This window comes from Actinomadura sp. 6K520 (genome assembly GCF_004349245.1).
GTDB lineage: Bacteria > Actinomycetota > Actinomycetes > Streptosporangiales > Streptosporangiaceae > Spirillospora.
Window position 1 is genome coordinate 1 of the sequence record NZ_SMLC01000174.1, and the last position, 14,348, is coordinate 14,348.

The following is a 14,348-nucleotide window of genomic DNA, read 5'->3' on the forward strand; positions in this document are numbered from 1 at the left end:
GGTGGGTGTCGGACCAGGCCGCGAGGGTGGTGGGGGTCGTGGTCAGCAGGTCGCGCGGTTGTTCGGGGACCAGATCCCGTGTCCCGGCGGTCATGCCGACGATGCCTTCCACCGCGCTTGGGACAAGGCCCGCCGAGGTCAGGGCGGCGCGCACATCGTCGTCGCCCACCGCCTGGAGCCGGACCCGCCGGCCCAGCGTCTCGGTGAGGATCTCCGCGACCCCCTGATAGGTGAGGTCTTCCGGGCCGTGGACGGCCTGCACATTGCGGCCCTTCCACCCCTCGTTCAGCAGGCGCGCGGCGACGACGTCACCGATGTCGCGCGGGTCGACCCACGGCAGGGGCGCGTCGGGACGGGCCGACGTGGTCAGCACGCCGCCGGCCAGTCCGTCCAGGTCCATCAGCAGGTTTGTGAAGAAGTAGCCGCAGCGCAGGTGCAGCGTGTCGGCCCCGGTCGCGTCCAGGCGCTCCTCGATGCGGGCCAGCCCGTCGATGTGGCCCGCTCCCCCGCGCCTCTCGGCGCCGACGCTGCTCAGCAGCACCACCCGCTGGACATCACCCGACCGAGCGGCGTCGACCACGCCGGACGCCGTCCGCTCGGAGGTCTCGATCGGGTTCTCGGCCGTGTGCGGGGTCGGGTCGACCCAGAAGACCGTCCTTGCGCCGGCCACCGCCTCGCGGACGAACGCGGCGTCGGTCAGGTCGCCGCGCCGGACGTCGACAAGCTCGCGGGTCGCCGCGTCCAGCCGGGCCGGGTCACGGACCAGGACCCGCGGGCGGACGCCGGCCTGCAGCAGCAGCCGGACCACGCGCGATCCGACGTTCCCGGTCGGGGTGGTGACGACGATGGTCATCTCGATGCCCTCCTGACGTCTGTGTCGTTGCTCCGCACGCTAGACACGAACGCGGCCAGATCCTGGCCGCGATCACCTCCGAGGGACCGCGTTCGATGTGACCTCCGTCGCATGCCGTCCCTCCGGGGGACGTGGCGGTGGCGCATCACCGCAGGTCATGAAACCTCGGCGGCCCCCACGAGGGAAACATGAGGCTTGATCTACGAAATCCTGCAGTGATCAAGGTAGATTTTCGTGCGAGACCCGGGTAGTGTTCCAGCCATCGAAGAAAGAAGAGTCTGTGAGTCGCGGCAGAGGACGAACTGCCCGAGCAGATGGATGACGCGGACCGGGCGTGCCGGGGCCAACGCAGTGGAAGGGGCTCCGGCAGACGGTCCGCCACCCGGGGGCCAACGGGCCACCGGAGGCAAGAGAACAGAAGTAGCAGGATCAGTAGGGAAGTCGAAGAAAGGAGAGATCGGCGCCATCGGGATCGCCCGTCGCAGGCTCCAGTCACGCCGCGCGGGTACCGCAGCCCCATATGTTGCACGGTGGTCTGCGGTCACGCATCCGCGATCCCAGCTGTCCCCGCCCGTCCGGGCGGAAGACGAGAAAGACCGGCCGGACGGCCGGGTAGATGGTGTTGTCCCTCTGGGCCCCGGCGCCGCAGTCAGGCGCCGGGGCCCCTGTCGTCGGCTTCCGTGGCAGTACGGAAGGTTTCGTGAACGGAACTCAGTCGATTCACACCGACGACCAGCTGCGGCTCGAGCCGCAGGACGGCTCCGACGACAGACTTGAGGACAAGTTCGAGGACGAGGACTACCCCGCCTACAGCATGGGCCGGGCCGCGGAGATGCTGGGCGTCACCCCGGCGTTCCTGCGCAGCCTGGACACGGCGCGGCTGATCGTCCCGCAGCGCTCCTCCGGCGGGCACCGCCGCTACTCGCGCTACCAGCTCCGCCTGGCCCAGCGCGCCCGCGACCTGGTCGACCAGGGCACCGCGCTGGACGCGGCCTGCCGCATCATCATCCTCGAAGACCAACTGGCCGAGGCCCAACGCATCAACGCCCAACTCCGAAGGGACCGCACCCCCCAGAACCCGCCGAAGTAAACGCGACACCCGTCCCGCCCGGGCAAGAAACCCGGAGGCGGATTCGCGCGTGCAGGACACGTGACGAGTCTCCCGCACGTGTCCCGGCCGGCACATTGCCCCCCGGTGCGCCCAGGGGTGGTGTGGACGCGGGTGAGCCGGTCAGCCGCAGGCCGTCAGCCGGGTGGAGACGCGCGCCAGCTCAGCCCGCCGATGCCTCGGAACGACCTCGTCCACCGTCCGGTCGGCCGTGAGCAACGCATTGAAGAACGTAGCGGCACGCGCCACCTCCACGCCGGCTACTTGGGGCGGGCCGCTTCGAGCCGCGTGCTAGGTCGCCTGTGTGAGGCCCGAGAAGTCTCGGGGGGCTGCTGAGTTGCGGTCGGTGGGGCGGTTGCCTAGGGAGAGCTGAGGCCATTGGCCGGCCAGTTCCTGGCGGCTGCGTTCGCTCCAGGCTCGGGCTTCGTCGCTGCGCGTCTTGTAGAAGTTCAGGGCGTAGCCGCCGGTGTGGACGCGGAGGAGGGTGAAGCCGCCCGGGTATTCCTTCACCGCGCCGATCTCCTGCTGGACGAGCCGGGGTGCCAGGGGGAATACCGAGCGCTGGTTTCGGTGGGTGTGGCCCGCGTGGTGCAGGAAGACGCCGGGGGTCCGGTTGTAGGCCGTGAGGATTCTCAGGGACTGCGCCGCGTCCATGGAGCGTGTGCCGGTCACGGCGAGTGGGTCGTTCTCCACGAAGAGGGGGTGGTGGCCGAAGACGAGGGTGGGGCGGTCCGGGTCTTTCCTGAGTTCGGCCTCGAACCAGGCTTCCTGGGCCGGGGACAGTCCGCCGGCGTCGCCGCCGTTGCCGGGCTTGTCGTAGGTGTCCAGGCCGATGACGCGCAGGCCGTTGAGGTTCTGGGCGAAGTACGTTTCGCCGGAGGAGGAGAACGCGTCCTTGTAGCAGTCGTTCCCCTGGTGCTCGCCCGGGGTGCAGGACGCGTAGCGCTCCCCCGAATGGGCCCGGTCGTGGTTTCCGCGGGCCACCAGGTAGTCGCTGCCCAGGGTGCCGAATGTGTCGAGGATGCCTTTCGCGCTCGCGAGGTCGGCGGGTGCCGCCTCGCTCGTTATGTCGCCGGCCGCCAGAAGGTATCGCGCGCCCCGGGCTTCGGCGTCGGCGACGAGGGCCTGCGCCATGACTTCCGGATAGGGCGGGTGGCCGGGGAGTTGCTCGATGCCCTTGATCCAGGGAAGTTGGCCGACCAGGCCCGCGACCGTCTCACCGAGATGGAGGTCGTTGCACAGGGCGATCGAGAAGAGGTGACGGCCCGGGGGCGGCTGCGGGGTCGTGAAGGCGAAGACGTCCCCGTGCGGGGTGCCCGCCGACTGGCCGAAGGCGAGGAATGTGGCGGTGGCGGCCCGGCCCCTTGAGAGGGCCTTGTAGTAATACGTCCGGCCCGGTTCGAGATCGGTGAGCTCCACGTAGTGGTACGGGGTTCCCGAAGGTCCGTGGGCCGAGCGCGTCAGGCGGGACGGGTGCGTGCCGTAGACGACCTGGGCGTCCGACGGGGCGGGCCTCATGCGGCCCAGGCCGTCGTCCGTCCCGGGGACGCCGGTGTACCAGGTGAGGACGGCCGACGTCTCGGTGACGGTGACCAGCTCCAGGTTCACCGGCCGGACGTTGTCGGCCGCGCGGGCGGACGTCCCGTCGAGGGCGGGCACGAGAGAGGCGCTCGCGACGACGGCGCTCCAGCGGATGAGGTCGCGGCGGCTGGGCCGGCAGCAGATCATGGCCGTTACGGTGGCACCGGCGCGGCCCGGCGGCCAGACCCAAAGGACGGCCGCCGGGAACGGAGCACCATCGCGGATCAGCCCATGACGGCCTTGAGGCGCTCCGCGCGGAGCCGCCCCGCCCACGAGTCGTCCAGCGGCGCCGGCTCGGTGCCGGTGGCCCAGCGCAGCAGCAGGTCCGCGAGGCCGGGGTTGCGGACCAGCGCCGGGCCGTGCATGTAGGTGCCGAGGACGCGCCCGCTGTAGGCGCCCTCGAACCCGTCGCCGTTGCCGATGCCGTGCACGACCTTCGCGAACGGCAGGGCGTTCGGCCCGAGCCGCGTGACGCCCTGGTGGTTCTCGAAGCCGGTGATGCGGGGGACGTTCAGGTCGGCCGCGACATCGCCGACGATCTCCCCGACTGCGCGCTGCTCCCCGCGGCCGGAGCTGATGTCGAGGAGGCCGAGGCCGGGCAGCGGCTGGCCCTCCTCGCCGCCGAACTCGCGGCCGAGGATCTGGTAGCCCGCGCACACGCCGAACACCACGGCACCCGACTCCACGGCCCGCGCCAGGCCGCCGTCGTTGCCGAGGCGCTGCGCGGCGAGGATCTGCGGACGGTCCTCGCCGCCGCCGAGCAGGTAGATGTCGCCGTCGGCGGGGACGGGCTCGTCCGAACGCAGATGCACGGTCTCGGTCGGGATTCCGCGCAGGGCGGCGCGGCGCTCCAGGACGATCGTGTTGCCCTGGTCGCCGTAGGTGCTGAGCAGGTCCGGGTAGATCCAGACGATCTTGATCCGGTCAGGGGCGTTGCGGCTAGACGACACGGCCGTACCTCGTTCGGATGTTCTGGAAGGCGGTGTAGTTGGCGATCACGTCCAGGTGCCCGGGGGGAACGGCCATGACCGCCTGGTCGATGTCGTCCACGAGCGTGAACGGCACCTCGGCGGCCTCCAGGCGCGCGGCCAGGTCGATGCGGCGCTCGCCGGCGACCCACACGGGGCGGCCCCGCAGGATGCGGTAGTCGACGTCCCACAGCCAGGACGTGTCCCGGCCGTCCGGGCCCTGCGCGTTGACCGACAGGGCGACGGGACCGGGCTTGGGCTGCAGGACGTCGAACGCCTCCAGCCAGCCGGCGGGGTTCTTCGACAGCAGCAGCCGGATCCGCCGCCCCTCGTGCTCGACCGTCGTGTAGCGGCCGGCGACGGACGTGACCTGCGACAGCAGCGGGAGGGCCTGCTCGGGCCGGACGCCGAAGTACGCGACGACGGCGAGCGCGACCAGGGCGTTCGAGCGGTTCGCGCGGCCGGGCAGGGACAGGCCCGTGAGCGGGAACGTCCGGCCGTCCGGGCCGGTGACCGTCTCCCCCTTCAGCGTCCACTCCGGGCGGGGACGGGCGAAGTGGCACTGGCGGCAGCGCCAGTCGCTGTCCTCGTCGGTGTCCTGGCGGTCGAGCGGGCCGCCGCACTCGGGGCAGCACCAGGAGTCCTCGCGCCAGTGCTGGCCCGCCGCGATCCACGTGACGCTCTTGGCGGTGGACGCCCCCCAGGTGACGAGCGGGTCGTCGCAGTTGGCGATGACGTGGCTGTGCGGGGACGCCTCCAGGGCGCGGCGCCACTTGCCGGCCAGCAGCCAGATCTCGGCGGCACGGTCCATCTGGTCGCGGCTGAGGTTCATCAGCGCGACGACGTTGGCGCCCGTCTCGGCGAGGACCATCGGGACGTATTTCTCGTCACACTCGAGAACGCCGTACCGGGCCGTGGGGGCCGCGGCGAGGGCGGACACGTGCCCGGTGGGCATGTTCGCGCCGAACGCGTTGGTGGCGACCTCGCCCAGCGGCGTCATCGCCGACGTGATCAGCCGGGTCGTCGTCGTCTTGCCGTTGGTGGCGCTGACGAGGACGAGCTTGCGGTCCTTGGCGAGCCTGGTCAGCAGTTCGGGATCGAGGCGGAGGCCGACCTTTCCGCCGATCACCGAGCCGTCTCCGCGGCCCGCCATACGGGACATCTTGGCGGCCGTACGACCGAGCGCGACGGCCAGCTGCGAACGCAGCGGAAGATCGCTCATGGACTCCGTCTTCTCTTAATTGCGCCGGGAAACCGCTCCGAGCCTAGTCGCTCGGCGCATCGCCCACGGCGCAACCGGCCACGCGCACCCGCGCGGTTCCGGGTGTCGCGCCCCCGAGACCGCATCATGTGATAAGCATCACAGACGGCGAGGTAAACCAGCGCGGCGAATCTTGACCAGTACCGACATGTCGTGATTCGGTGCGACCTCCGACTGCGGTGTGCCAGATTGCCATCCACGCGTCTAGATACGGCGTCACCCACTACTTTTGTCGGGAGCCCTGCTGGTTTGCGGGGGAGTGCGGCCCGCCCGGTCCGGCGGACGCGAGCGCAAGCGTGGACAAAGCGGCTATTAGGCGAGGTCTGAGCGATGCAGTGTCCGACGTGCGGCAACGACACGCCCGGGACCCTCGGGAAGTGTTCGCACTGCGAGGCACCGATCGACGTGTACTCGGTCGGCCCGGTCGCCCCGCTGGCGGCTCCCGTGGCGGACACCGCCGCGCCCGGCTCCGCGGACGCCCTCGGCGACCGGACGGTGATGGTGCCGCCCCCCACCCCCTCCTGGGCCGGCAACGCACAGCCGTCCGCGGCACCGGACTTCGCCGGCCCGTCCCGGACGGCGCCCGAACCCCCGGCCATGCCGGGCACCCCGTCCCATCCCGAGGCCGGAGCCCCACCCGGCGCCGGGGCCATACCCGGAGCCGGGCACATGCCCGGAGCCGGGCACATGCCCGAGGCCGAGCCATGGCCCGGGACCCCGTCCGGGACCCCGTCCGGGACCGGGGCGATGCCCGCGGTCGGGGGTGGTCTCATGTCCGGGGCCACCGCCATGCCCGGCGATCCTTCCGTGTCCGGATTCGGGGCGCCGCCCGGAGCCGGGGCGATGTCCGGGGGCGTCTTCGAGAGTGGCGCCACGTCCGCGACCGGGGGCTTCCCGCATGCGGGCTCCATGTCCGGTGCCGGGGGCGTCACCCCCGTCGGTGGCGTGCCGGAGGCTCCGGCCGGGCCTTCCGCGCAGCCGTCCTTCTCGGCGGAGCCGCCGGCGTCGTCGCGGCCGCCGCTGCGGTTGTCCGCCGAGCCGTCCGGCCCGCAGCCGGCCTCGCCGACCCCCACGCCGCCCGGGTCGCCGCTTCCGCCCGTCGACCCCGAGTCCACCGCGGCCTGGACGTTCAACCCCGACGAGGACGACGACGAGCCGGAGATCCCCATCCCGTCCGGCGGTCTCGGCGGGACGCACGCCGCGGAGCCCCCGCCCAACCCGTTCGGGCTGGAGCCGGAGGCGCCGCCCAAGGAGTCGATCGTCCCGGAGTCGTGGTTCGCGCAGCCGCGCAGGCCCGACGCCCCGGACGCCGACGCGACGCAGGTCTGGGGTGCGCAGCAGCCCGGCGCGGCGCCCCAGCAGCCGCCGACGATGCTCGACTCGGGCGCGACCCAGATCGCGCCCGGCCCGGGGATGCCGAACCCGGGCGGCCAGCCGCCGCCCATGGGTTTCGGCGGCGGCTTCGACCAGACCCGGCTGGACGCGGGCCCGCCCATGGGCGCCCCGATGGCCGCTCCCCCGCCGGTCATGGGCCAGGGCATGCCCATGGCTCCGATGGGCCAGGCGGGACCGGGCGGCCCCCCGTACGGCGGCTTCCCCCCGAGCCAGGGCGGGCGTCCGGGCGGCGGGACGAACAAGCCGCTCCTCGCCGCCGTCGCCGCCCTCGTGACGATCGCGGTGGGCAGCGTCGTCTTCGTCGTGTGGCCGTCCGGGGACGACTCGTCCGCGAACGCGAACTCCTCCGCGTCGGCATCGCCGTCCAACAAGCAGGTCGCGCAGAAGAACGCGATCCCGACGGAGACCAAGCAGCAGGCCGCGGTCGTCAACAAGATCCTGGACGACAGCGTCGCGACCCGCCGCGTCCTCGCCGGCGCGATCGGCCGGGCGGGCAAGTGCAAGACGCTGCCGCAGGCGATCCAGGGGTTCGAGACGGTCGCGCAGCGCCGCCAGAACCAGCTGGCCCGCACCCGGGGCCTCAAGGTCGACAAGCTCGCGAACGGTGAGCGGCTGCGCGGAAAGCTCAGCGAGGCCCTCACGGCGTCGCTGCAGGTCGACCAGGTCCTGCTGCGGTGGGCGCAGCAGAACCAGCGCAACTGCAGGGGCAAGCCCCGTCCGGCCGCGGCGAAGGTCCCGGGCCGCGCCGCCGTCGAGCGGCGCGCGACGACGGCCAAGCAGGAGTTCGTCGTCCTGTGGAACCCCGTCGCCAAGAAGACGGGCCAGCCGCAGCGCAGCTGGAAGCGGGTCTGACGATCGGTCACGACCCGGTTGCGACCCGGAGCCGCGCCGTCCGCGCCCCGTGACGGCGGAGTATCTTGTCACCGTTTGTACGTCACGGGGTAGGGGGCCTCATGCGGTGTCCGAACTGTGGAAGCGACACCAATCCGGCGTTGCCCCGCTGCACACGCTGCAGCGCACCGGTCAGCCAGGACGACGCGACGGCCCTTGATCCGCAGGGCGGCGGCGCGTCCGGCCACCAAGGTGAGCCGCTGCCGCCGCCGTGGTCTTCGCCGCGACAGCCGCCCGCCCAGTGGGGGGCTTCGCCCGACCAGCCGCCGCCCGGCGAATACACCACGCCTATGCCGCCGTCGGGCGAGACGTTCACGCAGCTCTCCCCCGAGCCGTGGGCGGAGCCCGCGATCTGGCAGCCGCCCGCGCCGCCGAAGAAGAGCCGGGCCCCGTACTTCCTCGCCGCGGCCGGGGCGGTGCTGCTGCTCGGGCTGGCCCTCGGGATCGTGTTCTGGCCGAGCGGATCGGACTCGTCCGCGCAGCCCACGGGCGGCGCCCCGGCCACGCAGGGGCAGGAGTCGGCGCCCACGACCGAGGACACCGGCGGCGGCGATGTCGAAGGGCAGGCCAAGGAGGTGGACGACCTCCTGGAGGAGATGGGCGGCACCCGCTCCGAACTCGGCGGCGTCGTGACCGCGGGCTGTCCCGCGTCCGGGATGCAGCGCATCCTCGACGCGCGGCAGACCCAGCTGGCGAAGGCCCGCGCCCTCGACGTCAGCGCGCTCGACAACGGCCCCGAGATGAAGGCCGCGCTGATCCGCGCGCTGGAGGCGTCGACCGAGTCGAACCAGCGCTACCTGGACACCGCGCCCGGCTGCCCGGCCGAGAGCGAGGTCGCGGACGTCAACCAGCGCGCGAGCAGCGCCAAGAGCGAGTTCCTCGGCTACTGGGCGCCCATCGCCGACGAGACCGGCCTGCCGTCCCGCGGCGAGAGCGACATCTAGCCGTCCGGCTCAGCCCGGCCCGGCTCAGCCGATCCCCGCGGTCACGGCGAGGCGCTGCACGGCCTCGGTCAGCACCGCCACCCCGGCGACCCGCCGCCCGAGCCGGGCGAGGGCGCCCTCCATGCGTTCGGTGTCGGCGTCGTCGGATTCGGCCTCCTCCCGGATGTCGGCGAGGTCGCGGCGGGCCCTGCCGGGCTCGTCGAGCTCCGCGGCGTGCGCCTCCAGCAGCCGCGCGACAGTCGCGAGCGCCTCGGCGACGTCCGGGGACGGCCCGGCGTTGATCTGCTGGTTCTGCGTGACGTTGTCGCCCGTGGCGATCTGCCCGGAGACGTTGGCGTTTCCGCCGATGCTGACGCCCCGCTCACCGTGCCCGGTCATGTGCCCTCCGCATTCGGTCATGGGTTGATGCCGCCCGGACCGCCGCCACCCGGCCTGCCGGCGCCCGGCCTGCCGCCGCTCTGCCGCTGGTCGACGCGGCCACCGGCGGCGACCTGCCCGTTCACGGTTCCGCCGGTCATGATGACGCCCTGGTTCATGATGACGCCGGCCTGCTCGCGGTAGGCGGACACGTCGACGCCGCATTCGGTCAGGTAGTCGAGCAGCGCCTCGTTGACGCGCCACTCGATCAGCTTCATGTACTTGTCGACGTCGATCTCCTGGACGAAGTCCCGGAAGTCGAAGTCCGCCGCCAGCTCCCGCACGCTGATCCGGGACCCGTAGTCGTGGACGAGTTCGGCGGCGGGGTCGGGGCCCACGTCCGTCGCGAGCGTCTCCCGCACGATGCGCCAGAGCGCCGCCGCGAGCCGGTACGGGGCGAGCAGCGGAGCGCTGAACACGCCGGGGAAGCCCATGACGAGCGTCTTGCCGAGCAGCTTCGCGCCGTCCCACGCGGGCAGCTCGTCCACGATCTTGAAGGCGGGGCGGACGGGCGGCAGCACGGTCGCGGCGAAGTGCCCGTACAGCATCCGCCCTTCCACGGCCAGGTGGACGAAGGCCGACAGCGCCGCCTCCTGGTCCTCGGCCGGGGCGACCACACCGCCGGACGGGGTGGAGATCGCCTGCCCCTGCGCGCCGATCGACACGCGCTGGAAGCAGCGGATGCCGGCCTGCGGGTGCCGGACGGCCGCCTCGATGGCCTCCCGGCTCGCCGTCGAGTAGGGGACGCGCCCCGACGGGTCGATCAGCGGGTGCCCGGAGTAGGTGGCGGAGGTGAGGCCGTCGACCGGGCGCGGGCGCTGCACGCACCGGCCGCGGGCCGCGACATGCCAGCCGGTGACGAGGCCGCTGATGCGCTCGTTGGGCGGCAGCGGGCGTTGCCCGTCGCCCGCGGCTCGCCCCTCGTCGCGCATCTCGTGGAGCTTCTTGCGGATTCGTTCGTACATGACGAGGGGGTCCACGGGCACGGCGTCCGCCTGCTTGTCGAGCGAGGTGGAGGTGCCGAGGGGCCCGGACGCCTTCCTGTCCAGCTCCAGGACGATGGACCACACCCGCGCGTCCGGTGAGTGCGGGTGCCCGGTGCCGATGAACGGGTTGTCGCCCGCGTACAGGGTGATGTTGCCGTTCTGGGAGGCGCGGACGTGCGCCAGCGCATGGCGGAACCGGCCGCCGCCGGGATCGGGCCCGGGGCCGTGGGCGCCGGGCCCGAGGTCCCGGGCGAGCCGCCGCAGGACGAGGTGGAGGTGCACGAGCGTCACGGCGGGCAGCCCCACGGACAGCGGCAGCACCACGAGCAGGAGCAGGGCGGCGCCGAGTCCCGCGCTGCCGTACGTCGCGCCGGCGGTCAGGAACCCCACGGGGATGAGGTAGGCCGACACGAGCCCGAGGCCGACGAGGCTCATGAGCCAGAGCAGTGGCCACGGCGCGAGCACGGCGAGGCCCAGCCGCCGCCACCCGGACAGCCGCCGCCAGGGGATGCGGGTCAGCAGCGTCCCGTAGCCGAAGATCAGGAAGTAGGGAAGCGCGATCAGCGGCGCGACGACCCACAGCGCGATCCACATCCCGACGAGGACGAGGTCGCGGACGATGCGCATCAGGCGGGCCTGGCGGGCGTGCCGGACGACCGGTTCGAGGTCGTACCCGTCGGACGGGACGATCGCACGGTGCGCCTCGTACACGTACTCCTTCAGGACGGCGTCGCACAGATGCTTGTCGAGGTACGTCGCCGCGCACAGGTGGCGCGTGAGGTTCTGCATCGGGCCCGTGCGGGGTTCACGCATGGTCCCGTGGCGGAATAGGCCGGTGTTCGGCGGGCTGCCGGTCTGCACGTCCAATGCCCCGGTTCCTCCACAGGTTCGGTGTGGCGCGAACGTCCGTGAAGGGCAGAATCTAGCGTCGAGATGGATCAGTGCGTGAGTTAACACCGAAACAGGAATGAATCAGGTGGTCACTCGGCGTCGCGGGTCTGGCCGAGGAAAGGAAGGCCCTTGGAGGGGTCCTCGAAGGGTGCGATGAAACGTTCGAACCAGTTCAGGACGGGATCCAGCCACTCGGTGACGAGCATCGTCCCGGCGACGTGGTCGACCTGCTCGTCCGCATCGTCGAAACCGACGGCGACGAGGGCGAGGTCCTGGTAGAAGCCCGCCTGGTCGTCGTCGCCGTAGAGGGCGGTGAGCGCGATGGGGCGGTTGCGTTCGAGTTCCATCGACAGCGGATGGCGGCGCAGGGCCCGCAGCCGGTGGCCGAGCTTGGGGTCGGGCGGCTGTTTCAGGCCGGGCAGCTGGTAGTCGAGCGGCGGTGCCGACGCGTGCTTGTCGGGGACGCCGTCGCCGTAGGGGAAGAGCCGGGCGAGTTCGTGCAGCCACCTGACCTGCGGAATAACCCACGACGGGCCGGGGGCGGTGCCGGGTGCCCCGCCGCCGAGGAGCCGTCCCGCGACCTCCGCCGCGGCCGCGGTGAGTTCGGCCGGCGGGTAGGCGGTGCGCAACGACCGCGACCGCCGCGTCACGGCCTGCTCCAGGACGGTCGCCAGCGCGCACTCGCGCAGCCGGGGAGTCAGCCGGGCCCAGCCGCGTCCCAGCTCGGACGGAACCGCCGGCATCGGACGGTTCACGACATGGGACAGCACGAGGGTGTCGGCCCACAGCCGGAGCCACGCCCAGTCCGGGTGACCGGCGACGAGATCGGCCTCACGCAGCTCGTACAGCGTGCAGGCCCGACCTGACCGGCACTCGCACCCGCAGGCGGCCGACCGGCGGCCGTCCACCGGCGGCGGCGGACCGGGCAGCTCGGCCTCCCGCCCCTCCCCCAGCGGGACGCGCACGCGCAGCGGCCGGTCCATGCCGTCGGCGAACACGGCCGCGACACCCGGGCGCAGGGAGACCACCTCGCGGGACTGGTCGTCGTCCAGGTTCATCGCCGCGCCGACCTGGTGCCGGTCGTCGTACGCGGGCAGCCGGTGCACGACCTTCAGCGCCGTGTTCTTGATCACGTCGGGGACGAGCTTGGTCGGGATCTGCTCGGCGACGATGATGCCCTCGCCGTACGCGCGGATCTCGGCGAGCATCCCGGCGAACAGCTCGACGGCATGCGAACTCGTGCGCTCCGGACCGCGGTTGCGCAGCAGCCGGTGCGCCTCCTCGATGACGATCACATGCCGCAGCGCGGGCCCGTCACCGCGGTCCCGCCGCCGCTCCCGCATCCGCAGGTGCTCGACGATGCGGATGATGAGCGTCCCCATGAGGAACGCCTTGTCCTCGTCGTTCGCGACGTCCTCGATGGCGAGGACGATGTTGTCGCGGAGCATCCCGCCGATGTCGGCCGGGTGGCCGCCCTCGAAGAACCGCCCCGCCGAGCCGATCCGCAGGGAACGCAGCCGCACGTCCACGAATCCCTGCACGTCGGCCATCAGCTCACGCCCGTAACCGACGTCCTGGATCACCTGAAGCGCCGCGTTCTGCAGCTGCTCCAGCGTGGGCACCGCAGGCTCGATCAGCGACCCCGGCACACCCGCCCCGGTCACCACATCCCAGCCGTTGTTCTCGTAGACCCGCTGGAGGGCCTGCGCCATGATCTGCGGGAACGGCTCCTCGGCGTCGAACGCGGCCTGGAACAGCGCCCGCACCATGTCGATATGCGCCTGCACCGGATAGCCCGGCTCAGGCGCCAGCGGATTAACCGACAACGGCACCGACCCAGGATCGGACGGATTCACCACCGTGACCGGCCCGCCGAGATCCCGGATGCGTCCCGCCATCGCCGCGTACTCCGACTTCGCGGGCTCGATCGCCAGCCACGGGATGCCGGCCCGCGTGAGCTGCTCCAGCAGATGCCGGACGGTCTGCGACTTCCCCGCGCCCGTGGACCCCGTCACGAACACGTGCCGGTTGATGGTCGAACGCGGCACGGTGAGGCGACCGACCTCCCGGTCCTGCCCGTCCAGGATCGCGCCCAGCTCGATCTGCGCGTCGCCCTCCCCTTCGGTCTCGGACGTGACGTCGAAGTACCCGGCGTCCAGCACCCGCAGCCCCGGCACCTCCCGCCGCGGCAACCCCGCCAGGGCGGCCAGCGCGCCCGCCGTCGCGACGAACGGGAACCGCTGCTCCGACTCCGCCATCGGCCGCACCGCGGCCGGGGCCACGGCAGGCGCCGTCCCGGGCCGCAGCATCTCCCCGAACGACCCGCTCCCCTGCCCGGACCGCAGCCGGTACGGATGGTGCCCGAGCTCCATGGACCCCACGAGCACGGGCGCGATCTGCCCCAGCTCAGCCTGCGTCGCCGCCCCGGCGACGACCCGCACCTGCCAGAGCCCCGCCTCACGAAAAGCATCCAGCTCCGCGAGCCGCTGATCCGCCCGCGCCACCGCCAGCCGCGCCTGCTCGTCCTCGCCCCGCCGCAGCATCCGCAGCTCGTGATGCAGCTCCCGCATCTCGGTCTCGATCAGCCGCTCATCACACGGATCGGCGACGACGAACCACCCGAACGGCCGCTCCATCAACGTGACCAGCGTCGCCTCGAACAGCCCGGGCCCCGCATCGCCCCCGCCGACCTGAGGAGCGAGCCGCCCGGGACACCGCGTCCAGGCCATCCGCTCGGCCTGCCGCAACCACCCGTCCCCGATGGGCACCCCCCGAGCCCCACTGGGAAACAGCAACCCGTGCGACTCGGCCCCGGCCTCCACCCCGACCGGCCCGGCATTGGTAATCAGCTGCAGCGGCGCACCGCCCCCCACGGACAGCCACCCGACAACGAACGGCCGCCCCAGCCGAGCCGCCGACAACGCCGCGGGCAACACACTCACAAAGTCCCACTCGGCCGAAGCATCCCGCCGAGGCACCGGCACAGCCTGAATCCGATACCACGGCCCGGGAAGCACGAACTCGTCCCCCGAAGCCCCCCGCACCTCCGGAAC

At 72.4% G+C, this 14,348-nt stretch carries 10 protein-coding genes; 3 read left to right on the top strand and 7 right to left on the bottom strand.

The genetic code is table 11. The annotated features are described in order from the left end of the window. A partial coding sequence (locus tag E1289_RS30785; protein ID WP_131986479.1) for an NAD(P)H-binding protein occupies positions 1-853 on the bottom strand: 853 nt, incomplete at its 3' end. A gap of 814 nt (positions 854-1,667) precedes the next feature. Between E1289_RS30785 and E1289_RS39880 the strand changes: the two genes are divergently transcribed. Continuing rightward, positions 1,668-1,943, top strand: coding sequence for a MerR family transcriptional regulator (locus E1289_RS39880; RefSeq protein ID WP_243713256.1), 276 nt, complete (start codon positions 1,668-1,670; stop codon positions 1,941-1,943). Between the two features lie 309 nt (positions 1,944-2,252). On the opposite strand, the gene E1289_RS30795 is transcribed toward E1289_RS39880, so the two are convergent. The 3 genes from E1289_RS30795 to E1289_RS30805 all read right to left on the bottom strand — a co-directional run bounded on the left by E1289_RS30795 (position 2,253) and on the right by E1289_RS30805 (position 5,732). Further along, positions 2,253-3,689 (bottom strand): metallophosphoesterase family protein, encoded by a 1,437-nt coding sequence (locus E1289_RS30795; RefSeq protein ID WP_131986483.1) that lies wholly within the window; start codon positions 3,687-3,689, stop codon positions 2,253-2,255. 77 nt (positions 3,690-3,766) lie between these two features. After that, positions 3,767-4,492 (bottom strand): glutamine amidotransferase, encoded by a 726-nt coding sequence (locus E1289_RS30800; RefSeq protein WP_131986485.1) that lies wholly within the window; start codon positions 4,490-4,492, stop codon positions 3,767-3,769. Next, the gene (locus E1289_RS30805; protein ID WP_131986487.1) at positions 4,482-5,732 is read right to left on the bottom strand and encodes a MurT ligase domain-containing protein; all 1,251 of its coding nucleotides are present in this window, start codon (positions 5,730-5,732) and stop codon (positions 4,482-4,484) included. Before E1289_RS30805 ends, E1289_RS30800 begins: the two co-directional genes overlap by 11 nt. A gap of 369 nt (positions 5,733-6,101) precedes the next feature. Here E1289_RS30805 and E1289_RS30810 point away from each other — a divergent pair, with 369 nt between their 5' ends. Together E1289_RS30810 and E1289_RS30815 are read left to right on the top strand one after the other, a co-directional pair. Next, positions 6,102-8,018, top strand: a complete 1,917-nt coding sequence (locus E1289_RS30810) for a hypothetical protein (protein WP_131986489.1) — start codon at positions 6,102-6,104, stop codon at positions 8,016-8,018. A gap of 329 nt (positions 8,019-8,347) precedes the next feature. Continuing rightward, positions 8,348-9,001: a hypothetical protein gene (locus E1289_RS30815; protein ID WP_131986491.1), complete on the top strand. Its 654-nt coding sequence runs from the start codon at positions 8,348-8,350 to the stop codon at positions 8,999-9,001. A gap of 24 nt (positions 9,002-9,025) precedes the next feature. Here the strand turns inward: E1289_RS30815 and E1289_RS30820 are convergent, their stop codons facing one another. From E1289_RS30820 to E1289_RS30830, 3 genes are all read right to left on the bottom strand, one after another. Further along, positions 9,026-9,379 carry a hypothetical protein gene (locus tag E1289_RS30820; protein WP_131986493.1) on the bottom strand — a complete coding sequence of 118 codons (354 nt, stop codon included), beginning with the start codon at positions 9,377-9,379 and terminating at the stop codon, positions 9,026-9,028. A 17-nt stretch (positions 9,380-9,396) separates the two neighbouring features. After that, the gene (locus E1289_RS30825) at positions 9,397-11,217 is read right to left on the bottom strand and encodes a hypothetical protein (protein ID WP_131986495.1); all 1,821 of its coding nucleotides are present in this window, start codon (positions 11,215-11,217) and stop codon (positions 9,397-9,399) included. 167 nt (positions 11,218-11,384) lie between these two features. Continuing rightward, positions 11,385-14,063, bottom strand: a complete 2,679-nt coding sequence (locus E1289_RS30830; RefSeq protein ID WP_243713255.1) for an ATP-binding protein — start codon at positions 14,061-14,063, stop codon at positions 11,385-11,387. Positions 14,064-14,348 lie beyond the last annotated feature (285 nt).

Excerpts from the sequence above, each read along its gene's own strand:
- E1289_RS30805 (WP_131986487.1), bottom strand. The coding sequence starts at position 5,732 with ATGAGCGATCTTCCGCTGCGTTCGCAGCTGGCCGTCGCGCTCGGTCGT.
- E1289_RS30825 (WP_131986495.1), bottom strand. The coding sequence starts at position 11,217 with ATGCGTGAACCCCGCACGGGCCCGATGCAGAACCTCACGCGCCACCTG.
- E1289_RS30820 (WP_131986493.1), bottom strand. The coding sequence starts at position 9,379 with ATGACCGGGCACGGTGAGCGGGGCGTCAGCATCGGCGGAAACGCCAAC.
- E1289_RS30815 (WP_131986491.1), top strand. The coding sequence starts at position 8,348 with ATGCCGCCGTCGGGCGAGACGTTCACGCAGCTCTCCCCCGAGCCGTGG.
- E1289_RS39880 (WP_243713256.1), top strand. The coding sequence starts at position 1,668 with ATGGGCCGGGCCGCGGAGATGCTGGGCGTCACCCCGGCGTTCCTGCGC.
- E1289_RS30810 (WP_131986489.1), top strand. The coding sequence starts at position 6,102 with ATGCAGTGTCCGACGTGCGGCAACGACACGCCCGGGACCCTCGGGAAG.
- E1289_RS30795 (WP_131986483.1), bottom strand. The coding sequence starts at position 3,689 with ATGATCTGCTGCCGGCCCAGCCGCCGCGACCTCATCCGCTGGAGCGCC.